Source organism: Niabella drilacis, assembly GCF_900101395.1.
GTDB classification, from domain to species: Bacteria; Bacteroidota; Bacteroidia; order Chitinophagales; family Chitinophagaceae; genus Niabella; species Niabella drilacis.
The window spans coordinates 480,437-505,899 of record NZ_FMZO01000001.1; the positions used below are offsets into that span (position 1 = coordinate 480,437).

A 25,463-nucleotide genomic window follows, 5' to 3' on the forward strand; every position below is an offset into this window, starting at 1 on the left:
TTTTATCAATGTTTATATGATTGCTCCAAACAGGGTTGCCTGGGTACAATCGTTGATCTGTACCTGTACATAGTCGCCTTTTTTATGCCGGCCGTTTTCCAGTTTGGGAAAGATCACTACCTTATTCTGTGAGTTACGGCCCACCCATTGTTCGCTGCTGCGTTTGCTGTCGCCGTCGATCAGCACTTTACAGGTTTGCCCGATATCTTTTTTATAGTCTGCCAGCGACAACTGATTTTGTTTTTCGATGATCTCCTGCAGCCGTTGTTTTTTTACCTCCAGTGGAACATCGTCCTGGTAACGGCGCTGGGCCAGTGTGCCCGGGCGTTCGCTGTAATAGAACATATACCCATATACGTAGTTGCTGTAATCCATAATGGATAGTGTGTCCTGATGGTCCTGGTCGGTCTCCGTACAAAAGCCTGCAATGATATCGGAAGTGATGCTGCAGCCCGGCAACAGCTCGCGGATACGGTCCACTTTTTTCATATACCATTCGCGGGTATAGGTCCGGTTCATCAGCTGCAGGATGCGGGTTGACCCGCTTTGCACGGGCAGGTGAATGCATTTGCAGATGTTTTCGTAAGCAGCCATAGTATGCAGTACATCATCGGTAATATCCTTGGGATGCGAGGTGGAGAACCGTACCCTTAATTCGGGGGAGATCAGCGCCACCTGCTCCAGCAGGTTTGCAAAGCTTACGGCATTGGCTTCGGTCCCATTACCGGGAATATAATGATAGGAATCCACATTCTGTCCCAGCAGGGTCACTTCTTTGTATCCCTGGTCAAAAAGATCCCGGCATTCGTTAATAATGCTTCCGGCATCCCGGCTGCGCTCGCGACCCCTTGTAAAGGGCACTACACAAAATGAGCACATATTATTACAGCCCCGCATGATGCTCACAAAAGCGCTGACGCCATTGCTGTTCAGGCGCACGGGGGCAATATCGGCATAGGTCTCTTCACGGCTCAAAAGCACATTCACGCTTTTCTGACCTTCATTCGCCTCGCTTACCAGCCGGGGGAGGCTGCGGTATGCGTCCGGGCCTACTACAATATCAACCAGTTTCTCTTCCTCCAGGAATTTGGACTTAAGACGTTCTGCCATACAGCCCAGTACCCCGATGAGCGTACCGGGTTTGCCGGTCTTGAGTTTTTTAAAATCGGTCAGGCGTTTTCGCACCGTTTGTTCTGCTTTTTCGCGGATTGAACAGGTGTTGATAAAAATAAGGTCCGCATCTTCTACATTGCGCGTGGCTCCAAATCCTTCCTTATTCAAAATAGCGGCCACAACCTCGCTGTCTGCAAAATTCATCTGGCAGCCGTAACTTTCAATATAAAACTGTTTTCCATAGCTGTTAGGGTCGTCTTTAAAGGGTGCAAACCGCTCTCCCTGGCGTGCCTCATCGTGCACCTTTGTTGCTGTTAAATCTAACATACTGTATGTTGTTCTTATGAAACGGCAAAGATAAGTAAATCTGTTGGTTGTATGACAGTATGGCAGTGGGAGAAATGTTAATTCCTGTTTGCGGCCCTGCCGGTTTTGATGTCTGACAGGGATCGGGGCGCTGTGGGGAGGGCTTCCCGGGGCTGCCGTTCATTATAAAAAATCCGTTAACCCGGTATTAACGGGGCCGGTATAGTTTTCCACATTTTCCGGGATAGGTGGAAAATATTTTTTATTACGAAAAGAACAGATTTAATAATTTACCGGGAAATTTCCTGTTGAGCAGATTTTATGAGGATGGTGTTGCGGTTTAAAACAAGTAAAACCAGATACATATGCAGAATAAAACAAAGCAATGGCGAAAACTGACCGGTGAAAAAATTACAGCCTATATCGAAGACGAACTGCGCGGCGTTATTCAACGCGAACGCCGGATGGGCAGCCAGCTCAAAGTGTGCATCGGCACCGATAGCCAGGTAAAGGGTGCTGATACCGAATTTGCAACAGCGATCGTATTCATCCGCAAAGGACGTGGCGGATTTATGTACCTGAATAATGAAATAACACAGGAGAAAATGAGTATCCGCCAGCGGATGATGACCGAAGTGGCCCGCAGCATCGAAGTTGCTTACGCCCTGAGCAGCGTATTGAATACACACCAGGTGGATATGGAAGTGCACGTAGATATTAATACCGACCCGATGTACAAGAGCCATGACGCCTTAAAGGAAGCTATCGGCTATATTACCGGGATGGGCTTTGTATTTAAAGCTAAACCTGAGGCTTTTGCGAGCTCCTGCTGCGCCAATAAAGTAGTGCAGTAGGCCTGTTGTTCCAGGTTTGAGGTTCAACGCTTCACGTTAGCTCAGTAAACGTTGAACGTGAAACTTGATGCATATGGTATGAAGGGTCCTGCCATCAATGATACTTTTTGGATCTATGCGGGACCTCGGCTAAAGGGCGCTTAAACCCTAAACGATCCGCCGGGTACGTTCCTTCATCAGCCGGATCGCCTGTTCCCGGGTCTCAAACATGTTGTTGATATTTACCAGGTTATCCGCAAGTTTATTGTATTGTTTCGTCATGAGGTAAATAAAGATATGCAGGTAATGGATCCCGTCAAACACAATAGCCTTCCGGGCTGCAAACTCATCTTTCCGTTTTAAAAATTCCCCGGGCATTTCGGTGTAGTGCAAACCGGGTCTCAGGTGGTGAATGATGTGATAACCATCGTTCCAGCAAATCCGGTTATATTCCGTGTTAATGCAGTTAATAGAGTTGGTATACAGGTTTTCCGGATCGGTATGGTCAATAAAGGAGTGCTGCGTCCAGTTGCCCAGCATCATCACAAAACGGGCAAATAAAAGGGGAATAATAAATACGACCAGCGTAGCCTTCAGGTTCACAAAGCACATGAGAACACAAAAGATCAGATAGGTGATCTCTCCAACGGAGAGACGTCTTGCGAGCTTTTTGCGGTTGCGTTTGGTGAGGTACTGAAAGGTGTCTTTAACCCCGGTAAATATGAAGTTAAAGAAATAAGCAAAAAAACTTTGCAGGCTGTCTCGCTGATAGCACATCGTACTGCTGTCATCGTGTTCGTTATTGTTCTCTACATGATGCATGCCCATATGATGGCTGAAATAGCCTTCGGGGGCATGCCCGAATAACGGACAGAGGATCCAGGTAATGTAATTATGCGCTGCCTGCTGGTATTTTGGTTTAAACATCTTCCGGTGACAAAGACAATGGAACATCAGCCCGAACCGGCCCTTAAAATAAAACTGCGCCAGGTAAAAGTAGGGGATCGCCACGGCCCACCAGAGCCATCCGTGCAGGAGGGGCGTAAACAGCAAAATGGCCAGCGGTAATACGGTAAGATGGATGAGCGTGAGCAGGTAAATAAAAGGAAGGTCCCGCTTATCGTTCATGATCCGCAACCAGAAACGGTCATAGGAACTCAACGATTTTTTAGGCTGATACACAGGATCAGTTAATGCGGATAAGGTCTTCATAACAGATTTTCAATTTACATATATAGCAGCGTGGCAATATAGGCAATCTTTTTAAGGTGGGCGGAGTTAATTATCTATAGAGAATGTTAAAGTATATTTGGCTTTAAACTTTGTTCTCATAAGATTACATTTGTAACTATTAATTGAGTACTTGATGAAAATTGCTTTAGCGCAACAAAATTATCATATCGGGAATTTTGAGATCAACGTGGGAAAGATCATTTCCGGGATTCAGCAGGCAAAGGAAGCAGGGGCTGATCTTGTGGTATTTACCGAGTTGTGCGTTTGTGGATACCCACCACAGGATTTCCTGGAATTTGATGATTTTATCCATGCCTGTGAGACGGCCGTGAACAGGATCGCCGCGCATACGCAGGGCATCGGTGTATTGATCGGTACCCCCTGCCGTAATGAGAACGCCGATGGGAAAGATCTGTACAATGCTGCTTTTCTGCTGGAGGATGGAGCTGTTAAAGGAGTGGTACACAAAACCCTGCTGCCCAATTATGATATTTTTGATGAGTATCGTTATTTTGAACCGGCAGATCACTGGCGGGTCCTGGAGTTCCGGGGTAAAAAGCTGGCCGTTACGATTTGTGAGGATATCTGGAACATGGGTGAGAACCCGCTGTACCGTATAACACCGATGGATGAACTGATCAAAGATCAGCCGGATCTTATGATCAACCTTTCCGCATCTCCCTATAATTATGCCCAGGATGTAGTGCGCAACAGTATTGTAAAAGCGCATACCCTAAAGTACGGGTTGCCCATGCTTTATTGCAACACGGTTGGCTCGCAAACGGAAGTGGTGTTTGACGGGGGAAGCCTGGTTTACGACAACGCAGGTAATAAGGTAAAGGAATGCCGGTATTTTGAGGAAGATTTTTATGTAGTGGAGCTGGATGCGCTTTTTGCAGGTTCCGCGCATACAGTAGCAGAAACGCCGATCTACTTTTCAGCATCGGAAGTAGGATTGGGTAAGCATACGCTGGACTACCTGTCTGACGAAAAAAATATCGAAGAGATCTACCAGGCGCTGGTATTGGGCATAAAGGACTATTTTACCAAGATGGGCTTTACCAAAGCGATCCTTGGTGCATCCGGGGGGATTGACAGTGCCCTGGTGCAGGTATTGGCCGTGGATGCGCTGGGAAAAGAGAACGTTTGGGCTATATTGATGCCTTCGCAATACTCTACCGGGCATTCCGTAGCAGATGCTGAGCAACTCAGCCGGAACCTGGGGAATCCGTATAACGTTCTTCCCATAAAAAACATTTATGACGCTTTTCTTAAAGAGCTGGCGCCTGTTTTTAAAGATCTTCCCTTTAGCGTAGCCGAGGAGAATATCCAGAGCCGGAGTCGCGGCAACCTGCTGATGGCCCTGTCGAATAAATTCGGGAATATTTTATTGAACACTTCCAATAAGAGCGAACTGGCAACCGGCTATGGTACATTGTATGGCGACATGGCAGGAGGGATCGGTGTATTGGGGGATGTATATAAAACGCAGGTATATGCGCTGGCCCGGTATATTAACCGGAACGGAACGATTATACCGGACAACATCATCATCAAACCGCCTTCTGCAGAATTACGCCCGGGACAGAAGGACAGCGACAGTTTACCGGATTACGCGGACCTGGACACGATCCTGGTAGAATATATTGAAGGACGTAAGGGCCCGCGGGAAATAGAGGCCATGGGATATGATGCGGAACTGGTAGACCGGATCCTGAAAATGGTAAACCGGAATGAATATAAACGGAAACAGTTCTGTCCCATCATCCGGGTAAGCTATAAAGCATTTGGACCAGGCCGGAGGATGCCGGTAGTAGGCAAGTATCTTTCATAGCGGGTGGCTGGCTGGAATTGAATAAGGGCCGGTGAAAAGAATATTCCGGCAGGTTATTTGCAGAAGGGAGGGGGAGTGAGCAGGGAAAGGCAATAGTGGATAGGGAGTGGTGAATAGACAATGATGAACAGGAGCGCTGTTGGCGAAGCTAAATGCTGATAGCGGAGATCTGAATACTGATATCTGTAATCTCAAAAATAATTATGGCAAAAACGGGAGAAGAAATACGTCAGTTAAATGAAAAAATAGTTGGGGCCGGCTATTTCGTGGACGCGTTACGTCAGGAGATCGGCCAGGTCATTGTAGGACAGCATCACATGCTGGATCGCTTATTGATAGGGCTGCTCAGCAACGGGCATGTGCTGCTGGAGGGCGTGCCGGGGCTTGCAAAAACGCTTACGATCAAGTCCCTTGCCACGGCCATACAGGCCAACTTTAACCGGATCCAGTTTACACCGGACCTGTTGCCGGCTGATGTGATCGGCACACTGATCTATAACCAGCAGCAGAATGAATTTGTGGTGCGCAAGGGTCCCATTTTTGCAAATTTCATCCTTGCGGATGAGATCAACCGGGCGCCTGCAAAAGTGCAGTCGGCCTTACTGGAGGCCATGCAGGAGCGGCAGGTGACTATTGGTGATCATACCTATAAGCTGGATGACCCTTTTTTGGTACTGGCCACACAGAACCCGCTGGAGCAGGAAGGCACCTATCCGTTGCCCGAGGCCCAGGTAGACCGTTTCATTATGAAAGTGATCGTGCGTTACCCGGAAATGCAGGAGGAGCAGCTGATCCTGAGGCACAATGTACAGGGCGAAAAGCTGCCTCCGATCCGGCCGGTGGTCAATGTGCAGGAAATACTGGATGCAAAAAGCCTGGTGCGTGAGATCTATCTTGACGAGAAAGTAGAGCGGTATATACTGGATATCGTATTTGCCACCCGGTACCCGGGCCGGTATCAGCTGGAAAAGCTGGCTCCCCTGATCTCTTATGGAGCGTCTCCGCGCGGAAGCATTAACCTTGCATTGGCTGGTAAAGCACAGGCTTTTTTGAACAAGCGCGGATTTGTGATCCCTGAGGATATCCGTAGTGTGGTGTATGATGTACTGCGGCACCGGATCGGGCTTACCTACGAGGCGGAAGCAGAAAATATCGCGGCAGAGAATATTATTGATGAGGTACTGAAGGCGGTGAATGTGCCGTAGGAAGAAGTGAATGGTGAATAGTGAGAAGTGAATAGTGAGAAATGAATAGTGAAAAGTAAATAGTGAATGGCCTGGTTGCTGACGACTAAAAACTCAAGGCTGATAGCTGATACCAGAAGTCTGATCGCCCAAAAGAAAAATCATTGCGGACACGTGAAGAAATATTAAAAAAGGTACGGGAGCTGGAGATCAAAAGCAAGAAACTGGCAACAGAATTGTTCTCCGGGGAGTATCATAGTGCCTTCAAGGGCAAGGGAATGTCCTTTAAAGAGGTGCGGGAATATACTCCGGGTGATGATATCCGTTTTATCGATTGGAACGTATCGGCACGGATCGGGCATCCCTATTCCAAGATCTTCGAGGAAGAACGCGAGTTAACGGTAATGCTGCTGATCGATATCAGCCGGAGTGGTTTGTTTGGCACTTCTTACGGGCGTAAACGGGATGTGGCTGCAGAGATCGCGGCTGTGCTTTCCTTTTCAGCAGTAGCCAACGCCGATAAGGTAGGCGCCGTTTTTTACAGCGACAAGATCGAAATGTATATCCCGCCCAAAAAAGGAAGGCAGCATGCATTATTTATTGTAAGGGAGATGCTGGGGCTGGAGCCTTCCGGTAAAGGAACCAATACCGCAACCGCGATCCGTTTTTTGACCAATGCTATGAAGCAGGGGTGTATCGCATTTGTACTCAGTGATTTCATCGATACGAACTATGAAGATGCGTTGCGTGTGGCTGGAAAAAAGCACGATCTGATCGGGGTTAAGCTGTACGACCGGATGGATAAAGAGCTGCCGGATGCGGGGCTGATCCAGCTGATGGATGCAGAAACCGGGGCGCTTCAGTGGGTCGATTCGGGGAACGCCTATGTGCGGCGGAAGTATGAGGAAGAATTTTTCCGGATCACCGCCTATTGTGCCGCAGTTTTTAAAAAGGCCAACAGCGACCTGTTGCACCTGAAAACCGGGGATGATTACATCCAGGTGTTGCGTCGTTTTTTCAAGAGCAGGGTTAAAGGAAGTATTAAATAAAGAGCAAGCAAGGAATGTTTATAAAACGGGCATGGATCATAGTTTTGTTGTACCTGCTGACAGCGGGCTTCAATGCATCGCTGCTGGCCCAGGCGCCAACGGTTAGTGCTTCGGTAGATAAAAACAAGATCCTGCTTGGCGAACCGGTTCTGCTAACGCTCGAGATAAAGGCACCGCCGGGTAGTAAAATACAACCTGTAAAGATCGATACCCTGCCACATTTTGAATTTCTTTCAAAAGACAGTATCGTAAAGGACAGTGCAGAAGGACAGCTGATTTTACGTCAGTACTTCCGGATTACAAGTTTTGACTCCGGCCGTTGGGCCATTCCCCCGATCGTTTTGAATGCTGAGGCTAAGACGGCATCTGTTCTGATGGATGTGGTGTTTACGGAGCCATTCGATCCCAGCCAACCCTACCATGATATCCAGGATATCCGCTCGATCCCGTTCAAATTGGGAAAACAGTTTGAAAAATGGTGGTATATGATCGCCCTGTTACTCATTATGATGACGCTGGTCGTTTATGTAATGACCGGGGAAAAGAAGCCCCGGGCAGAAACGAAAGCATATAAGAGCGCATATACCAGGGCCAAACAACAGCTGGCCGAATTAAAGAAAGCACAGGTTCCGGAGAGTCGTTTTTATGCCCGCCTGGTGGAGATATTAAGAGCTTTCTTGTCGGAGCGGGCAAGGGTGAATTCATTACAGCAGACGTCCGGGGATCTTGTTGAAAAGATCAAACCACTTTTTAATGACGGGCAGTTGTACCAGAGCCTGGCGCAGGTACTGTCATTGTGCGACCTGGTAAAGTTTGCCAAATACGACCCTGAAGACGCAGAGGCACGATCGGCTTATGAGGTGATCGATAAAGGGGTTGACCATATTGAGGAAGGGATCCGGAACGCGGCAAAATTGAAAAAAGACGAAGACCGGCGCACTGAAATGATCCATAAAAAATGATTTACGACTGGTTGCAAAATATAAAGTTTATCTGGCCGGAGAATTTTATCTTCCTGGCGCTGATCCCTTTCCTGATTGCCCAGTATGTTAAGAATGGCAAGCAGGGGAAAAGCGCGATCCTGACCTCAGGTATCCAGTCGAAGATCCCTGGTACGTTTAAGACCCGGTTCCGGCATTTGCCTTTTGTGCTCCGCCTGATCGGTATAACCTGCCTGGTAACAGCGCTGGCGCGGCCGCAGCATCAAAAGGATATGTCGCGCAGTGAAGGAGAAGGTATTGATATTATGCTGGTGATGGATGTGAGCGGCAGTATGCTTACCCAGGATATAAAGCCAAGGCGTTTCACTGTTGCAAAAGAAGTAGCCATTGATTTTGTGAAGAACCGGCCTACCGACCGGATCGGGCTGGTTATTTTTTCCGGGGAGGCTTTTACAAAAGTGCCGTTAACGCCGGATAAAGCTACCCTGCTGGATCAGCTCAGCCAGTTGAAGGTCATGGACGATGGCTACCTGGAGCCGGGCACGCTGATTGGGGAGGGGCTGGCAACAGCCGTAAACCGCATTAGCAAAGGCAGCAGTAAAACAAAGGTGATCATATTGCTGACCGATGGCAAGGAAGATGCGCCGCCCACCCGCATTATTGATCCGGGAATGGCACTGGAGATCGCCAAAGCCAACCGTGTAAGAGTTTATTGTGTAGGGTTGGGCGTAAGTGAGTTTACAGAGGAACAGGTGGCCTCGGGGGTCCGCAACTTCCTGGATGAGGACCTGCTGAAACGGATTGCCAGTGAGACCGGCGGCCAGTATTACCATGCGGTAGACAAGACGTCGCTGCAGGCGATCTATAACCAGATCAATAAGCTGGAAAAGACAAAGGTTGAAGTGATCCGGTATAAACAAACGGAGGAAATGTTCCTGCCGTTGGTGCTTGCGGCACTGGGACTTTTGCTGATCGAAGTGTTGCTGCGGTACACCTGGTTTAAACGCTTTCCGTAATGACCGTACCGGTCATTTTCCTGCAGAGAAACATTGAAAAAGGTCACCGGCAGATCGGTGGGAAAAGATCCGCTTGAACCTGCAGTTGAGATTGCTTAAAGCCACCGGGCGAACCCTGTGGTTATTCCCGGGTATTTAATTTTGAAATAAAAAGGCATTTATTGGAACAATTCCGGAGTTTTGGTATCTTCAGGAAGTATTTGATGATTGCTGTAGAAGAAGGTTATGTAGCGACGGTGTTTTTTTGACGTTGTTTATTCATCCTTAAAACATAAATCATATGAAAGTAACTGCTGTATCAAAGTTCTTTGCAGAACTGATCGGAACCATGGTATTGGTGCTTATGGGATGCGGAAGCGCTGTAATTGCCGGGGCAGATGGCACAACCGGCGTTGGTCTGCTGGGTATTGCCTTCGCCTTTGGATTAAGCGTGGTGGCAATGGCCTATGCGATCGGGCATATATCCGGTTGTCATATTAATCCGGCGATCTCTATTGCCATGGTGGCAGCAGGACGCATGAAGGCCGGTGAAGCGGCCTACTATATTTTAGCCCAGATCATCGGTGCCATTATCGGCGCGGCATTGCTTTCGCTGATCGCCAGCGGTAAGATCGATTATATGGGCGGACTGGGACAAAACGGCTATGGAGAGTTTTCGCCGCAAAAATACTCGTTGCAAAGCGGGCTGGTGGCCGAGATCATTTTTACATTCATTTTCCTGATGGTGATCCTCGGATCTACTTCAACAAAAAATATCAACGGTGGCTTTGCAGGCCTCAGCATCGGGCTTAGCCTGGTATTGATCCATATTGTGGGTATACCTATTACCGGTGTTTCAGTGAATCCTGCACGTAGCATCGGGCCAGCCCTGCTCAAAGGCGGGGAAGCCTTAAGCCAGGTATGGTTGTTTATTGTAGCGCCCATTGCCGGTGCCATCCTGGCGGCCATTGTTTGGAGCTTGTTGCTGGAGCGCCCCGAACGGAAAGCGGCCTGATCAACTGAGAACGGCCCCCGGAAAGGACGGTAAGCAAAATAGTGTAAGCCGCATCATCGTACCATTCATTGTACGATAATGCGGCTTATTTGTTAAAAGATAAGGTAATGCCCATTAAAAACCGATGCGGAAAGTTGGTGCACTGATTCCAACTGTACAGATCTGAAATCGTTCCGGTGGCAGCCCGTTCCGCCCAAAGATCTGCTCAATATGTAAAAGGCTGCCGGGGCTGCAAGGCCGTCAGCAAAACGTATACGGGCAATGATAAAACGGGGGGCATAAAGTATTCATCTCATATTACAACATTCCCAATTGCTGCCAGAGCTGGAGAAAGCGCTGATCGCCCGGGTAATAACGTTTAAGGGTTTCTGCATAAGGCCTGGCCGCAGCCGGGTTCTGCTGTTGCAGGTGTAGCACACAAAGGGCATAATTGATATCTGCATCCGAAGGTGCCAGCTGTAACGCCTTCAGGTATTGCTGTTCCGCCTCTTTATATTGCTGCCGTTGTTGTAGCAGAATGGCATAGTTATAATATACCCTTGGATTTGAGGTTTTGAGTTCAATGGCCTTCTTCAGGCTTTTCTCAACGTTGCCGGGCTGATTCAGCTCATTGTACAACAAGGCAAGATTGAAGTAAATGCGGTCGTTTTTAGGATCAACACGGGCGGCTTCTTCCAGTGTTTTCAATGCCGCTTCGTTATTGCCTTTTATATTGTAAACGGTTGAAAGATTCAGGCGCGCATAGTTCATCTGGTTGTCTTTCTGCAATCCTTTCAGGTAAAAGGATTCCGCTTTATCATAGTTTTTCAGCTTTAAGTAATAATCAGCGGCCATGATATTGCCGGAGGCGAAATCTGTCTGGTAAAGTACATGGTCGTTGAGTTCGGCCAGTGCGTTGGTGTAAGCTGCTCCCAAACCAGCGATGAGGTCGGCATCATTGGCACCCAGCACCAGGTTCGCCGCAGCGATACGTACGGCCCGAACTTTATCGGTAAGCATGTCCTGGATCGCATCCCGCCACAGCGCCGGGGCAAAATTATTTAACCCCGTGACTGCCCGGTAACGTACCTGGGCATCCTTGTTGTGCAGCTCCCGCAACACGCCGGCAACCGGGTTTTCGCCGCCCTGCACACCGGATAAATAGTGTACCGCCGTAGCCTGGATGATGGGTGGGGTGGCGGTATCCTGTATGAGTTTGATCAGGTGGGCCTGGCTGCCGGCATCCATTTTGCTTCCGGGGATCAGGTCTTCAGCAAAATGATAGGCACGCGTGGGGCCATACCATTTGTTGACTGCGGTTTCTGCCCAGGCTGCAGATTGATTGGCATGGCAGTTGTTGCAGGCATTGGGAGTACCGTATTTAACGGAAAGATCCGGACGCGGTACCCGGAATGTGTGATCATGCCGCCAGTCGTTGCCCATATAAAACTTGCCTGGCATGTGGCAGTTCTTACATTCGGCACCAGCCGTATTTACAGCATGAAAAGTATGGGTAGGTGCATCATATTTTTTATCGTGGCATTGCAGGCAGGCCCCGTTGCCGGCGATCAGTAATTTGCCGGTATGCGGGTTATGACAGTTGCTGCATTTTACCCCATGCTTGTACATCTTGCTTTGCAGGAAAGACGTATAGGTGTAATCTTCATCATCGGCCTGTCCGTCTGCATGAAAAAACTCAGTGGAAGGGATCTCGGGAATATAGTCATCCATGATCTCATTGCTGTTCTTCAGGTTGCTGCTGATGTTGCCTTTGCGGGCATGACAGGGAAAGCAGGTCTGGATCTGCGCAAGCTGGCTGCTGTTCTTGGGCGCCCGCAGGTAGGAGCCGGCCTGCCTGGTTCCTTGTTTATAATCACCGCCGTTGATATAGTCAATATGCTGTTTGGCCGGCCCATGACAAGCCTCGCAGCTTACCGTAAGTACGCTGTACGTGGTATTGTAACTGTCTGTTTCGGTGTTGTAGTTCTTTTTTAAATTAGTACTGTGGCATTCGGCACACATGGTATTCCAGTTCTGTCCGTTGCCCGTCCAGTGGAGCCAGTCATTGGCGGCAATTTTCTGGCCGGCATACTGATGAAACCAGTTTTTGTCCTTGCTGTTCCAGGATTGCCGGGTCGCCTGCATGCGGCCCCTGTCAAATTCCACCAGGTATTGTTGCAGGGGATAGTATCCAAATGTGTATTTGATCTCATAGTCGTGCTGCTTTCCGTCCGGGCCTTCCGTATTGATAAAAAATTTACCATCTTTCTTAAAAAAACGGGAGGTAACGCCATCGGCGGAAAAGGAGGCGTTGTTAAAGTTGCCCAATACCGTGGAGTCATTGGCGGGCTGCATGGCTTTAAAATGATCCGAAAGCTGCCATTGATCATGTTCGCTTTTATGGCAACTGATACAGGCGGCATCCCCCACGTAGTCATTGGCTGTTCGCTTTTCCCCGCTTTTTTTATCCGGCTGAGAGCAACGTACGATGATCAGGCTGCCCAAAAAGAAGAGCAGGATCGACGAAAGCACAAGAACCGTTTTTTTGTGATGCATCCACCTCATAAGGAACAAATATAAGTATCCGTTTTCAGGTATCAGTCATCAGTTTTCAGCTATCAGCCCGGGCTCCTTCCCTGATTTGAGATTGGTTTCGGTTTTATTCCCAGTTCCTCCGGTCCATTTTCGCATTTTTCAAATCTGACTGCTGGTAGCTGAGGTCTATTGACTCCCTTTCACCCGCTCCTGGTTCACCAGCATATGCGCCAGCCGCGTAGGTTCGGGAATACGGTATTTACCGCAGCATTGGGTAATGATCTGCAGGCTTTGCTCCATTCCCACCTTGTGTCCGGGTGATACAAACACCGGGTTACAATTGGGTTTGGTACGCAACACGGTGCCGATCTGTTCTTCTTTATGAAACAGGGGCGTGTGGTCAAAACGGTTGTTGCCGGGCTCCTGGTATACGCCGGTTAGCCGGGTTTTAGCGCAGCCGATGGTGGGCAGGTTCTTTACAATACCAAAATGTGTGGCAATGCCCAGGCGGCGGGGATGTGCTATACCATGCCCATCCAGCACTAATAAATCGGGCTTTAAGGTCAGCGCTTCCCACGCTTTCAGCAATGCCGGCACTTCCCGGAATGCCAGCAAGCCCGATATATAGGGGAATTGAACCGTGCAGGTAACGGATGCATGTGCCTGTACCACCATTTCGGGGTACTTCAGCACCACGATGCCTGCATAAACGGTGGTCTCAAATTTATTGAAGGAGATGTCTGCGCCGCCAATATACCGGACCGGTGTGCTGAGCGGTGTGAGGTTGATTTTTTCACGTAGTTCTTTTTGCAGGGCGACGGCTTCAGAGGGGGTAAGGTTGTCGTAAAATTCGGGTGTGATCATGTATTAAAGGTACGGCATTCGCAGGGATCCATCGGTGATCAGCGAATATCAGCGGGGATTCGTTTCCGCTGATCCCGCAGATGAAACGCAGGAGGATGAAGGTATCGGCGAACATCAGCGGAAAATACCAGCGTACTGAAGTAGGAATGTTGTGCCGGCTAATTGTTGTTTGCAACGGGCAGGGTTACCGTAAATTCGGTTCCTGCACCAAATTCGCTGTGTACTCCAATGGATCCCCCCTGGGCTTCGATCAGCTCTTTGCTGATGGAAAGCCCCAGCCCCGTACCTTCTTTTTTAGACCCGGGGATCCGGAAATAACGGTCGAATATTTTGTCGAGATAAAAAGGCGCAATTCCCTGGCCATGATCTTTAACGGAGAAACGGATTTCTTCTTTACTGGCAGCAACGGTTACCGTAACCGGGCTGTTTTCATGACTGTAACGGATGGCGTTGGAAATCAGGTTGCTGAAGATCCAGGCGGTTTTATCGGCATCCACATTTAAAAAAGGCAGGTCTGGGGGGAGTTGTACCTGGATATGAATATTCCGGGAAGCCGCTGCCGTTTCGTTGATCTGTAGCGCCTTTTGGATCAGCTCCTCCGGCCGGCACAATACCGGTTGTAACTGTAGTTTGCCGCTTTCCAGCTGGGTTACATTCAGCAGTTCACTGGTTATTTTCAGCAGGCGGGCGGCATCATCCTGTATGCTCTCCACCAGTTCCTTTTGTTCGGCGTTTAAATTTCCGATGCGGTGGTTCTCGAGCAACTGGGCGCTCATTTTTATGGAAGATATGGGGGTTTTGAGTTCATGCGAGACCGTGGCGATAAAATTGGTCTTTGCATAATCCAGCTCTTTGAACGGCGTAATATTTTTGAGGAAGATTACATCACCCAGGTGCCGGGCTTCGGTTTCGCCGGTTGGTACAATGCTGATCGGAATGATGGCCTTGTCAAAATAGCTTTCTTTATTATCTGCATATATTTTTAGCGGCACCTGCGCTGCAACCGGTTCAAAAAAATCCCGGATCAGCATCCGGATCAGGTCGTTGCTTACAGCCAGGTCCTGTACCGGTTTCCCCAGCACATCTGCCGGTTGAATATTGGTGATACGGGCCGCTTCTTCGTTGATAAAAATGACTTTTTTATTTTCATCGAGGCCAATCACCGGTTCGTGTATATTATTGATCAGCGTTTCGATCCGCTGCTTTTCGTTCATGAGGCGTGCCAGGTTGCTGTTATTATATTCTTCCAGTTTTTGCGCCATGGTATTGAAGGCCTTCGCCATATCGCCAAATTCATCCGGTTTGTTATAATAGATCCGCTGGGAATAGTTTTTGGAGGTAATGCTGCGGATACTGGATGTAAGGGCTTTAATGGGATTGGAGATGGCTGCCGGCAGGTTCAGCAACAGGGTAAAGGCAATAATAAAACAAAGGGTACCGCTTACGGCGATCCACACAATGGCCTTATCTGCCGTTTTACCTGCGATCGCGCTTTTTCGCTGAATCGCCTGCATGTTCAGCAGCATGATATCTGCAAGATCTTTGCGGATCTGGCGGGTCAGGAAAGAATCCGGGGGGGCGTTTTTGATCTGTTCAAAATCGGCATTGACCCGTTCCGTAGCTTCGAGTTCATCGGGCTCGGTGATGTTCTCTTTCTGACGTTTTAGCTGGACTTCAAATTTTTGCTGTACCTGGGGCGATTGAATGCCTTCATCCAGTGCCAGCAACATTTCCCGGGAATAGGACACGGAGTTGTAATTGGCCACCAGGATGTTCTTGGTGTCTGCCGAAAGCCGGTTGATATAAATGCCGGAGAGGATGGCCAGGAAGGCAACCAATGCAAAGAGCGCACCCAATGCCAATACCAGTTTTGTTTGAATACGCATTTCTTAATGTTTATACATCAACAAAAGTAATAACCTTAGCTCAGGATCACCAGGTCGATCTGGCTATCGCTGAGTTTCTTTAAAAGATTGCTGAAAATATTGGTGGCGGCAATGACCTGCATTAAATTCAAATGGGGCTTGCCGATACAAATGGTGGTGATTTTGCGCTCCCCGGCCTGTTCCACGATCGCTGCAGCAATGCGGTCGGCTTTTATCTTAATGATCTCTGCGCCCAGCTCCGTAGCCAGCTGAAAATTATTGATGAGGTACCGCTGTTTATCCAGCCGGATCTTATCGGCACTTTCTGCAGGTGTTTCCACATACAGCACGTACCATTTGCTGTGATAATAATTTGCCAGGCGGGCGGTTTTCCGGATCACGGTCTTGGAGGTTTGTTCGTTGCTGCTGATACAGGCCATAAAACGTTCCTGTTGCAGCGGAAGCTTTACCACTTCGGCTTCCACTTTCCGTTCCACGGCGGAAGCCACTTCTTTTAGCGCCAGTTCGCGCAGTTGCAGGATATGGTCGTGTTTGAAAAAATGATTAAGAGCGGATTGTATCTTGTCACTTTTATAGATCTTTCCTTCTTTCAGACGGGTGATCAGCTCATCGGATGGCAGATCGATGTTCACGACTTCATCGGCATCCTTAATGATGCTGTCTGGTATCCGTTCCTTTACATTCACGCCGGTGATCATCAGTATATCCTCATGCAGGCTTTCAATGTGCTGAATGTTCACGGCTGAGATCACATTGATACCCGCATCGAGGATATCCCGTACATCCTGCCAGCGTTTGTTATTGCGGCTTCCTTCTATATTGGTATGGGCCAGTTCATCTACCAGTACTACCTCTGGCCGCAGGTTGATGATGGCATCGGTATCCATTTCTTCCAGTTCCTTACCCTTGTAGAAGAGCCGCCTGCGCGGAATTTCGGGCAATCCTTCCAGCAGGGCATGGGTTTCTTCGCGGTGGTGGGTTTCAATATAACCGATGCGTACATCAATCCCGTTGCGCAGCAGCACATGGGCTTCCTGCAGCATCCGGTATGTTTTTCCCACGCCGGCACTCATGCCGATGTATATTTTAAACCGGCCCCGTTTGTTTTTCTGAATGAGTTGTAAGAAATCGGCTGCTGAGTCCATAGTGTGGTTTATTTAAAAAGAAAACGCAAGTGCGCTAGTGATCGCAAAGTTATTATTTGATGAAAGATTCCCCCTTAAAAAGACCGGGTCGCTGCTGTTAAACCCCCGGCCTTCAATACGCCATACAAACTGACGGCTGATCCTGCGGTCGATATTGAGGGAATAGCCCCAGGTTTTAAACCCCTGTGCCGTATTGGTAGCAATGATCACTCCGGCCGGGTCATTAAAATATTCACCGCGCAGCCCGGTGTTCCACCTGTCATTAAACCAGCTGGCAATTACCACCGGCGTATACCAGGTATTGTAGCCATGGTGTTCGGCTTTCCGCTGCTCCACACCGATATCAAATCCCAGGGTTAATGAAAAATGGGGCGACAGGAGTAACTGCCCATACAGATTGTGAAAATACCGCATCTGCCGGGTACTGTCCGGCTTATCATTACCGATGAATGAGCTGCTGTTAAGCGTTATGTTGTCCGAAGGCTTAAAGGTAAGCTGGTGGCCAAAGGCCAGGGTATTGTTCCCGTGTGCCCGTTCAATGCGTTGCCAGCCATTCAGGACCAAGCCGCTCAGATACCATTTGCCATTGCCGGAGGTATAGGAAAGGCGGACACCCGTTTCAAAATAGGGCGAATTTTCTGCCGCGATGCTGCGGGTCAATGTCGGGCAGTCTTTTCCAATAGCACTTTCCCAGCCAATATGGGAGGGCAGGATACCGGCGTCTACCCAGAGGTTGCTTTTTTTTGAGAGTTTAACACCGGCGTTGGCTTCGTAAATATTTTTTAACCCATCTTTTTCGGCAGCCATATTATCATTGCTATAGGTACCGGCCATGAGGGCGATATTTCCTCTTACGCGTTCTGCGGCATAACTGGCCTTGACCATTGCAAGATTGATCGCTATCGTATGATGACGATTGTAGCTGTACAAAAAAGGCTGGCGGATATGATGGCCGGGTTTCCCGAAATCATAGCTGTAAAATGTTTCGCCATAACCGCTGACTGTTAACGATTTTTCGGTGGTATCCGTTTGCGCGGTTGCTTTTTGAAGCGCGGTAAACGGAGCGGTGAGCGCCAGCCAGATAATGCTGTTGCGGATTGTTCTGCTGTTCATACGTGTTGGTTTCTTTGAGTTGTTTTGCGAAGGACCGGTACGCCTTGCGGTTCCCGGCGGCCTCCCCTTTTAAAAAGAGGAGTACCGGGAGCGCAGGTGCCGGTCATCGGGTTATAAGGAATCAATGGTTCAATTTGTCAAGGTCGATATTTAACTTCAGTACGTTTATTTTCTGAGGTCCCAGCAGCGGCCGGTTTGTGTGTTGGTTTACCAGCTCCTGTACGGCCTGTTGCGATAACTTGCGGGCCGTTGCAATACGGGCCACCTGTGCATTTGCCGCAGCAACAGAAATGTCGGGATCCAGTCCGCTGCCGCTTGCGGTTACGATATCGGCGGGGATTACGGCTCCGGGATTGTTTTGCCGGAAGGCTTCCACCCGTTGCTGTACTTCTTTCAGGTAGCCGGGGTTATTGGGCCCCTTGTTGCTGCCCCCGCTTCCGGCAGCATTATAGGCTACTGCGGAAGGGCGGGAGTTGAAGTAGATAACACTATCGAAACGCTGTCCGATATTGGCATAATAACTTTTCCCGTTGCGATCGGCAATCTTTTCGCCCTTTCCTTTTTCGGGGGTGAGCCCTGCAAAGCCGGAGAGCAGAAGTGTATAAACGCCTGCACAAAGGATCATCAGCACAAGGGTAAGGCGTAGAGCGGGAAGGATCTGTTGTTTCATTGTTTTGTTTTTTTGGGGAGTGGGGGAATTAGTGAGATGTTTACAGTGAGATGTTTTTAGTGAAATGTTTTAGTGAAATGTTTTAGTGAGATGTTTGTAGTAAAATGTTGATGAAGGGCGCCGCTTTTTAAAACAGCAGTCCGGTCATCAGATCAATCAGCTTGATACCGATAAAGGGTACGATGATACCACCGAGGCCGTAAATAAACAGGTTTCTTCGCAGCAGTGCGCTGGCACCAATGGGTTTGTAGGCAACGCCCTTCAACGCCAATGGTATTAGTAAAGGAATGATGATGGCATTAAAGATCACTGCCGAAAGAATGGCGCTTTCCGGACTGTGCAGCCGCATAATATTCAGTCCTTGCAGGGACGGAATGGCCGCAATGAATAAGGCAGGAATGATGGCGAAATATTTGGCTACATCATTGGCAATGCTGAAGGTGGTAAGCGTACCACGGGTCATCAGCAATTGTTTGCCGATCTCCACTACTTCAATAAGTTTGGTAGGATCGTTGTCTAGATCCACCATATTGCCGGCCTCTTTAGCCGCCTGTGTTCCGCTGTTCATGGCTACACCAACATCCGCCTGGGCCAGTGCAGGTGCATCATTGGTGCCGTCGCCCATCATCGCCACCAAACGGCCTTCTGCCTGCTCCTTGCGGATATAGTTCATTTTATCTTCGGGTTTCGCCTCCGCAATAAAATCATCCACACCGGCCTTTTCAGCAATGAATTTTGCGGTAAGCGGGTTGTCTCCGGTTACCATCACCGTTTTAATACCCATCCGGCGCAGCCGTTCAAAGCGTTCCTGTATACCGGGTTTAATAATGTCCTGCAATTCGATTACTCCCAGCACCACATCGTTTTGGGCTACAACCAGGGGCGTGCCACCATTGCTGGCGATCTCCTTTGTTTTTGCCAGGGTTTCGGCCGGGATGTAGTTGCCGGCTTTTTGAACCAGCCGGGTAATGGCATCCATAGCGCCTTTACGGATATGGACACCACTGAAGTTTACACCGGAGCAGCGGGTCTCGGCGGTAAACGGAATGGGCTTATAACTGCTGTGCTCGGAGGAAAATTGTTGCTGTGCATAGGGGATATAGTTTTTATCTTTAAACAGGCCGGATGCCAGTTCCACAATGGATTTTCCCTCAGGCGTTTCATCTGCAAGAGAACCCAATACGGCCGCTTCCATAAAATCCTGTTCGCCGGTATTATGAGCCGGCCAAAAGTGGGTGGCCTTCCGGTTTCCGATGGTGATGGTTCCTGTTTTATCCAGTAACAGCACGTCAATATCGCCGGCGGTTTCAACGGCTTTACCGCTTTTGGTAATCACGTTTGCTCTTAGTGCCCGGTCCATACCCGCAATACCGATCGCAGACAGCAAACCACCAATGGTGGTGGGTATCAGACAAACAAAGAGCGCAATCAGGGCGGCGATGGGAATGGGCGAATGGGCAAAATCGCCAAAGGGTTTCAGGGTGGTACAAACGATAATAAATACCAGTGAAAAACCGGCCAGCAGGATGGTAAGGGCAATTTCGTTGGGCGTTTTCTGCCGGGAGGCACCTTCCACCAGGGCAATCATTTTGTCGAGGAAACTTTCGCCGGGTTTGGTGGTTACTTTTACTTTTATTTTATCCGACAATACTTTGGTACCGCCCGTAACGGAGCTTTTATCGCCCCCGGCTTCGCGGATCACCGGTGCACTTTCGCCGGTGATGGCGCTTTCATCAATCGTGGCAAGTCCTTCGATAATCTCCCCGTCGGTGGGGATGATATCGCCTGGTTCGCATACAAAAATATCATTGAGCTGAAGGGTAGAAGAGGGCACGATGCGGATTTCATTCAGCGTCATTTCGCCTACCAGATCTATTTTTTTTGCCGGGGTTTCTTCTCTCGTTTTCCGAAGGCTGTTGGCCTGTGCCTTACCACGTGCTTCGGCAATGGCTTCTGCAAAATTGGCAAAGAGCAGGGTAACAAATAGTACAGCGGTGATGATAATATTATAGGCAAGTGTTCTCTGTGCTCCGTTGCTTCCGTTAACAGCGATCTGAACGCATACGCCCAGCATCACCAGGGTGCCGGTCCATACCAGGAACATGACAGGGTTACGGAACATTTTTGAGGGACTGAGTTTTAAAAAAGAGTCCTTCAGCGCTTCAATGAACTGGTCTTTTTGAAATAATGATGTATGTTGATTTTTCATTGTGAGATGTTTGTGAGAGGTGATAGTGAGATGTTCTTAGTAAGAGGTTCTTAGTGAGAAGTTTTTAGTGAGAGGTTATTAGTGAGAAGTTTTTAGTAAGAAGTTGTTTGTGAGCGGTTATTCGTGAGCTCTTTTGTAAAAGGGAGCATATTGTTGGATAAAATGTATTTGTTTTTTATATTATAATTAATTATATTCGATGAAATATTTAACTTATGAAACCACACCAAAAATTAAACGCATGGGCAGACAGTTTTGAACTTGTTAAAGAATTATATGCTGTAACAAAAGCACTTCCTCCCGAAGAAAAATTTGGCCTTGTTTCGCAAATACGAAGGGCCGCCGTTTCTGTTCCTGTAAACATTGCTGAAGGGGCCGCCCGGAAAAGCCCGAAGCAGTTTGCCTGGTTCCTGTATGTTTCGCTGGGCTCGCTGACGGAACTGGATACGCTTATATTGCTCTGCGGTGCCCTGGAATTTATTCCCCCGCAGGAATGTACCCGGTTGGTTGAAAAAATGGATATCATTGGGAAGATGATTTATGGGTTGATTAAAAGTTTGGAGAAGTGATGTTGGTGAAATGTTTTTAGTGAGAAGTTGTTTGTAAAAAGTGAGAAGTTGTTTGTAAAAAGTTGTTAGTAAGAAGTGAGATGTTATTGGTAAGAAGTGGGATGGAAAGGACTAACCCAACTATGCTGTATCCTACTTTTACAAACAACTTCTTACCGGCTACTTTTCATAACCTAACCCATCCCAAAATATTCTGCAATAGGCCCCAATGTTAATGCCGGGAAGAAGGAAAGTGCAGCTACGATAACGATTACGGCAAAAACCATAAATCCGAAAGTGGCGGTATCTGTTTTCAGGGTGCCGGCGCTTTCAGGGATGTATTTTTTTGCACCAAGAATGCCGGCGATGGCCACTGGGCCGATGATGGGAAGATAGCGGGAGAGGATCAGTACAAAACCCGTGCTGATATTCCACCAGGGGGTATTGTCACCCAGGCCTTCAAACCCACTTCCGTTGTTGGCTGCACTGGAAGTATATTCGTAGAGCATCTCGCTAAAGCCATGAAAGCCGGGATTGGCGAGGGTAGAAGCCGTTTGTGAAGGCAATGCCGCAGCCAGTGCGGTGCCGGCCAGTATCAGCAGCGGATGCAGCAAAGCTACGATCATGGCAATCTTCATTTCGCGGGCTTCTATTTTCTTGCCCAGGAATTCCGGGGTGCGTCCAACCATCAATCCGCTTACAAAAACGGCAAGAATGATGAATACAAAATAGTTCAGGATACCCACACCGCAGCCGCCATAAAAACAATTGGTCATCATCGCCAGCAGCATATTCATACCACTCAGTGGCATATAGCTGGAGTGCATGGAGTTAATGGAGCCGGTGGAGATCACCGTGGTGGCAATGCTCCAATAGGCGGAGGCCGGGGTACCGAAGCGTACTTCTTTTCCCTCCATGGCCCCCAGTGCAGGGCTAACGCCCATGGCCGTGATGTTGGGGTTGCCGTGCATCTCCATAATAATATTGGGTATACAAAGGATCAGGAATCCAAGGGTCATGACGCACCAGATTGCCCATCCCAGTTTCCTGCGGTTGATGAACTGTCCAAAAGCAAATACCATCGCAAAGGGGATTAGCATTTGTGCAATCATCTGCGTCATATTGGTGATGTAATTCACATTTTCCAGTGGGTGCGCGGAGTTGGCGCCAAAAAAACCACCACCATTGGTGCCCAGGTGTTTGATAGGAACAAATGCAGCCACCGGACCGGTAGACACATACGTAGTATCGCCCTGCAGGGTAATCATCTGCTGTTTGCCTTCAAAGGTCATGGGGGTATGATTAAGGATCAGGATTATTCCAATGATGATGGAAATGGGCAACAGGATCCGGGTAATGGATTTTACAAAGGCGTTGTAAAAATTGCCCAGGGTTTGATGTGTTCCTTTCCGGAACGCATAGAACACCGCGGCGGCGGCGGCCATACCGGTGGCAGCGGTTACAAACTGCAAAAACATCAGGTAGAGCTGGCTGAAGTAGCTGACTCCGGTTTCTCCGGAATAGTGCTGCAGGTTACAGTTTACCAGGAAGGAAATGGAAGTATTAAAGGCCTGGTCCGGCGTTTGGTTGGGATTATGATCGGGGTTAAGCGGCAGCCAGGACTGATTCAGCAGGATGAACATACCCAGGAGAAACCAAACCAGGTTAATGACCAGCAATGCCACAAGCTGTTGTTTCCAGTTTTGTTCCTTTTGGGGATCGATCCCGCTGCATTTAAAAAGAAACCGTTCAATGGGATTAAAAACCGGATCAAGGAATGTGCGCTCATTGCCGTACACTTTTGCAATATACCTTCCTAAGGGCAGGGAAAGCAACAGTGTAAGAATAAACATGACGATGATGCCTGATATTTCTGTGTTCATTGTTTGGAGGAAGTTTTTAGTGAGAAATGAAGGGTTAATAATGTTTTAGTGAGAAGTAATGTTAAGGGGGGAAGTTTATGGTGAGAGGTTTATAGTGAAACGTGGAGCTGGTCCTAAAACTTTTCGGGCTTCAGCAGTACGTAACACATATAAATAAATACAAGAATGGCGATGATGAATAGTCCTGTCATTTTTTTTAGATTTAATTGTTTAAAAGCTGCTTTAGATCTTTTCAAAAAGAGAAATGGATCTGAAAAAGAGTATGAAACAGCCAATGCCTGCGAGAATCAAAATACCTGTTACCATATACCAGTGATTTAAATGTTTACTGTTGCCATTCCTGTTTCAAATACAGGTCCGGATTTTAATATTTTGTGCAGAGGGCTGTTTATCAGGTGGTTGTGTTTGAGAGTCCGGGCTGGCACATAAAAAAAGCCTATCATTTTGATAGGCGGCATTCTCAAAATGAGAAATACACTAAGATCTGAACAGCCGGGAGATACAGCGGCCGTGAGGCTTTTAAAGCGCAGTCGAATGCAGCACGGTAATAAACAGTGGCTGGAAATACCGGGGATTATAACCGGTACTCATCAATTTTCCGGTACAGGGTGGCTACGCCGATTTCGAGGATGCGGGCGGCTTCTGCTTTATTGCCTTTGGTAAATTGCAGGATACGGCGGATATGGTTTTTCTCCATAGAGGCCAGCGACGAAGGATTTTCTCCCGCGTCGGCCCCCGGATGCTGGTATTGTTGAATTTCGAGCGGAAGGTCGTCTACATGCAGTTCATCATCCTGCATCAGGATCACGCTGCGTTCAATGCTGTTCTTCAATTCCCGTATATTGCCCGGCCAGTTGTAGTTTTCCAGGGCGCGGAATGCTTCCGGTGAAATGTGGAGCAATTTCCGGTTGGTTTTTTCGGCAAAGAAACGGAGGTAGAAAACCGCTAGTTCTTTGATGTCTTTTTTTCGCTCCCGCAGTGCCGGAAGATTGATCTTAAAGGTAGAAATCCGGTAATAAAGATCTTCCCGGAATTGCCCGCTTTCAATTTCCTTCAGCAAATTGCGGTTGGTAGCGGCCAGCAGCCGCAGGTTGATCTTTGTGGGCCTGGTTTCACCAATTTTAATAAATTCGCCGGATTCCAGTACCCGCAGCAGTTTTGCCTGCAGGTCGGTGGCCATTTCGCCGATCTCATCCAGGAACAGGGTGCCGTTATGGGCTTCCTCCAGCAGACCCGCCTGGTCTTTTACCGCGCCGGTAAAGGACCCCGCCCGGTGTCCAAAGAGTTCTCCTTCCAGCAGTTCGCGGCTAAACGCTGCACAGTTGATGGCCACAAAGCTTTTATTTTTACGGTTACTGGCCTCGTGTATGGCTCTTGCAAACACTTCTTTGCCCGTGCCGGTTTCCCCGGTAAATAAAACGGTGGCATCGGTAGGGGCCACTTTTCTGCCAAAAAGAACGGCTTGTTGTATGGCTTCAGAATGACCGATAACACTGTCGAACGAATATTTGTTACCAAGCTGTTGCTCCAGTTGCTGTACTCTTTTATGAAGGGCGGCCTTTTCCAAGGCCCGGTTCAGCAGCGGAATGATCCGGTTATTGTCATCTCCCTTTGTAATATAGTCAAAAGCCCCATTTTTAATGGCCTGCACGCCATCGGGGATATTGCCATAGGCGGTGAGCAGGATCACTTCTGTTTGCGGGGCCTGGGCTTTTATTTTCTTTACCAGTTCCACACCATTATCGTCCGGAAGCTTTACATCGCAGAGGACCACATCCGCGCCGGTTTTTTCCAGTAATTTCAGTCCGGAGCGGCCATCGCCCGCCTGAAACACCTCAAATCCTTCGAGTGTGATGATGCGGGAAAGTAGCTGTCTTAATTTTTCTTCATCATCAATGATCAGTACGCTGTGCTTCATTGTAAAAAACTTGAAGCAAAAGTAACGGAATAATTGGAGGGTTGTTTTTAGAAAGGATAACAGGTTTGAGCGTTGCGGTAATCAATTCTGTAGGCCTACCCCGGTGCTGCCGCTATAGCATTTCTTAAGCGTGTGGCCCCATAAAATACAGGTGTAAAAATAGCTATTGGCTTATAAAAAAAGCCCGGTATCTCTGCTGAGTTTATTTGC

At 48.4% G+C, this 25,463-nt stretch carries 20 protein-coding genes; 8 read left to right on the forward strand and 12 right to left on the reverse strand.

The window, feature by feature from the left end:
* Positions 1 to 12: 12 nt before the first annotated feature.
* The gene (miaB, locus tag BLS44_RS02210) at positions 13 to 1,440 is read right to left on the reverse strand and encodes a tRNA (N6-isopentenyl adenosine(37)-C2)-methylthiotransferase MiaB (RefSeq protein WP_090388372.1); all 1,428 of its coding nucleotides are present in this window, start codon (positions 1,438 to 1,440) and stop codon (positions 13 to 15) included.
* A gap of 344 nt (positions 1,441 to 1,784) precedes the next feature.
* Between miaB and BLS44_RS02215 the strand changes: the two genes are divergently transcribed.
* The gene (locus tag BLS44_RS02215) at positions 1,785 to 2,273 is read left to right on the forward strand and encodes a ribonuclease H-like YkuK family protein (RefSeq protein WP_090388373.1); all 489 of its coding nucleotides are present in this window, start codon (positions 1,785 to 1,787) and stop codon (positions 2,271 to 2,273) included.
* Positions 2,274 to 2,420: 147 nt separating this feature from the next.
* On the opposite strand, the gene BLS44_RS02220 is transcribed toward BLS44_RS02215, so the two are convergent.
* Positions 2,421 to 3,464, reverse strand: a complete 1,044-nt coding sequence (locus BLS44_RS02220; RefSeq protein ID WP_090388374.1) for a fatty acid desaturase family protein — start codon at positions 3,462 to 3,464, stop codon at positions 2,421 to 2,423.
* Positions 3,465 to 3,618: 154 nt separating this feature from the next.
* On the opposite strand from BLS44_RS02220, the gene BLS44_RS02225 reads away from it, so the two are divergent.
* The 6 genes from BLS44_RS02225 to aqpZ all read left to right on the forward strand — a co-directional run bounded on the left by BLS44_RS02225 (position 3,619) and on the right by aqpZ (position 10,503).
* The gene (locus tag BLS44_RS02225) at positions 3,619 to 5,319 is read left to right on the forward strand and encodes an NAD+ synthase (protein ID WP_090388375.1); all 1,701 of its coding nucleotides are present in this window, start codon (positions 3,619 to 3,621) and stop codon (positions 5,317 to 5,319) included.
* A gap of 203 nt (positions 5,320 to 5,522) precedes the next feature.
* Positions 5,523 to 6,524, forward strand: a complete 1,002-nt coding sequence (locus BLS44_RS02230; RefSeq protein ID WP_090388376.1) for an AAA family ATPase — start codon at positions 5,523 to 5,525, stop codon at positions 6,522 to 6,524.
* Between the two features lie 143 nt (positions 6,525 to 6,667).
* Positions 6,668 to 7,552 carry a DUF58 domain-containing protein gene (locus BLS44_RS02235; protein WP_090388377.1) on the forward strand — a complete coding sequence of 295 codons (885 nt, stop codon included), beginning with the start codon at positions 6,668 to 6,670 and terminating at the stop codon, positions 7,550 to 7,552.
* A 14-nt stretch (positions 7,553 to 7,566) separates the two neighbouring features.
* The gene (locus BLS44_RS02240; RefSeq protein ID WP_090388378.1) at positions 7,567 to 8,514 is read left to right on the forward strand and encodes a hypothetical protein; all 948 of its coding nucleotides are present in this window, start codon (positions 7,567 to 7,569) and stop codon (positions 8,512 to 8,514) included.
* The gene (locus tag BLS44_RS02245; RefSeq protein ID WP_090388379.1) at positions 8,511 to 9,509 is read left to right on the forward strand and encodes a vWA domain-containing protein; all 999 of its coding nucleotides are present in this window, start codon (positions 8,511 to 8,513) and stop codon (positions 9,507 to 9,509) included. Before BLS44_RS02240 ends, BLS44_RS02245 begins: the two co-directional genes overlap by 4 nt.
* Positions 9,510 to 9,789: 280 nt before the next feature.
* Positions 9,790 to 10,503, forward strand: a complete 714-nt coding sequence (aqpZ, locus tag BLS44_RS02250) for an aquaporin Z (protein WP_090388380.1) — start codon at positions 9,790 to 9,792, stop codon at positions 10,501 to 10,503.
* 297 nt (positions 10,504 to 10,800) lie between these two features.
* On the opposite strand, the gene BLS44_RS02255 is transcribed toward aqpZ, so the two are convergent.
* The 7 genes from BLS44_RS02255 to kdpB all read right to left on the reverse strand — a co-directional run bounded on the left by BLS44_RS02255 (position 10,801) and on the right by kdpB (position 20,904).
* Complete coding sequence (locus tag BLS44_RS02255; RefSeq protein WP_143019634.1) at positions 10,801 to 13,047, reverse strand: tetratricopeptide repeat protein; 2,247 nt, start codon at positions 13,045 to 13,047, stop codon at positions 10,801 to 10,803.
* A gap of 156 nt (positions 13,048 to 13,203) precedes the next feature.
* Entirely contained in the window at positions 13,204 to 13,881 is a 678-nt protein-coding gene (gene nfi, locus BLS44_RS02260; RefSeq protein ID WP_090388381.1) for a deoxyribonuclease V, read from the reverse strand.
* A 158-nt stretch (positions 13,882 to 14,039) separates the two neighbouring features.
* The gene (locus BLS44_RS02265) at positions 14,040 to 15,767 is read right to left on the reverse strand and encodes a sensor histidine kinase (protein WP_090388382.1); all 1,728 of its coding nucleotides are present in this window, start codon (positions 15,765 to 15,767) and stop codon (positions 14,040 to 14,042) included.
* A gap of 35 nt (positions 15,768 to 15,802) precedes the next feature.
* Positions 15,803 to 16,912, reverse strand: a complete 1,110-nt coding sequence (locus tag BLS44_RS02270; RefSeq protein ID WP_090388383.1) for a histidine kinase — start codon at positions 16,910 to 16,912, stop codon at positions 15,803 to 15,805.
* Positions 16,913 to 16,924: 12 nt separating this feature from the next.
* Positions 16,925 to 18,025, reverse strand: a complete 1,101-nt coding sequence (locus BLS44_RS02275; protein ID WP_090388384.1) for a porin — start codon at positions 18,023 to 18,025, stop codon at positions 16,925 to 16,927.
* A gap of 121 nt (positions 18,026 to 18,146) precedes the next feature.
* Positions 18,147 to 18,695 (reverse strand): K(+)-transporting ATPase subunit C, encoded by a 549-nt coding sequence (gene kdpC, locus BLS44_RS02280; protein WP_090388385.1) that lies wholly within the window; start codon positions 18,693 to 18,695, stop codon positions 18,147 to 18,149.
* A 127-nt stretch (positions 18,696 to 18,822) separates the two neighbouring features.
* Positions 18,823 to 20,904 carry a potassium-transporting ATPase subunit KdpB gene (gene kdpB, locus BLS44_RS02285; protein ID WP_090388386.1) on the reverse strand — a complete coding sequence of 694 codons (2,082 nt, stop codon included), beginning with the start codon at positions 20,902 to 20,904 and terminating at the stop codon, positions 18,823 to 18,825.
* Positions 20,905 to 21,119: 215 nt separating this feature from the next.
* Here kdpB and BLS44_RS02290 point away from each other — a divergent pair, with 215 nt between their 5' ends.
* Entirely contained in the window at positions 21,120 to 21,473 is a 354-nt protein-coding gene (locus BLS44_RS02290) for a four helix bundle protein (RefSeq protein ID WP_090388387.1), read from the forward strand.
* Between the two features lie 173 nt (positions 21,474 to 21,646).
* On the opposite strand, the gene kdpA is transcribed toward BLS44_RS02290, so the two are convergent.
* From kdpA to BLS44_RS02305, 3 genes are all read right to left on the reverse strand, one after another.
* Complete coding sequence (kdpA, locus tag BLS44_RS02295; RefSeq protein WP_090388388.1) at positions 21,647 to 23,335, reverse strand: potassium-transporting ATPase subunit KdpA; 1,689 nt, start codon at positions 23,333 to 23,335, stop codon at positions 21,647 to 21,649.
* Between the two features lie 113 nt (positions 23,336 to 23,448).
* The gene (gene kdpF / locus BLS44_RS27090; RefSeq protein ID WP_143019645.1) at positions 23,449 to 23,526 is read right to left on the reverse strand and encodes a K(+)-transporting ATPase subunit F; all 78 of its coding nucleotides are present in this window, start codon (positions 23,524 to 23,526) and stop codon (positions 23,449 to 23,451) included.
* A gap of 383 nt (positions 23,527 to 23,909) precedes the next feature.
* Complete coding sequence (locus BLS44_RS02305; protein ID WP_090388390.1) at positions 23,910 to 25,253, reverse strand: sigma-54-dependent transcriptional regulator; 1,344 nt, start codon at positions 25,251 to 25,253, stop codon at positions 23,910 to 23,912.
* Between the last annotated feature and the right edge of the window lie 210 nt (positions 25,254 to 25,463).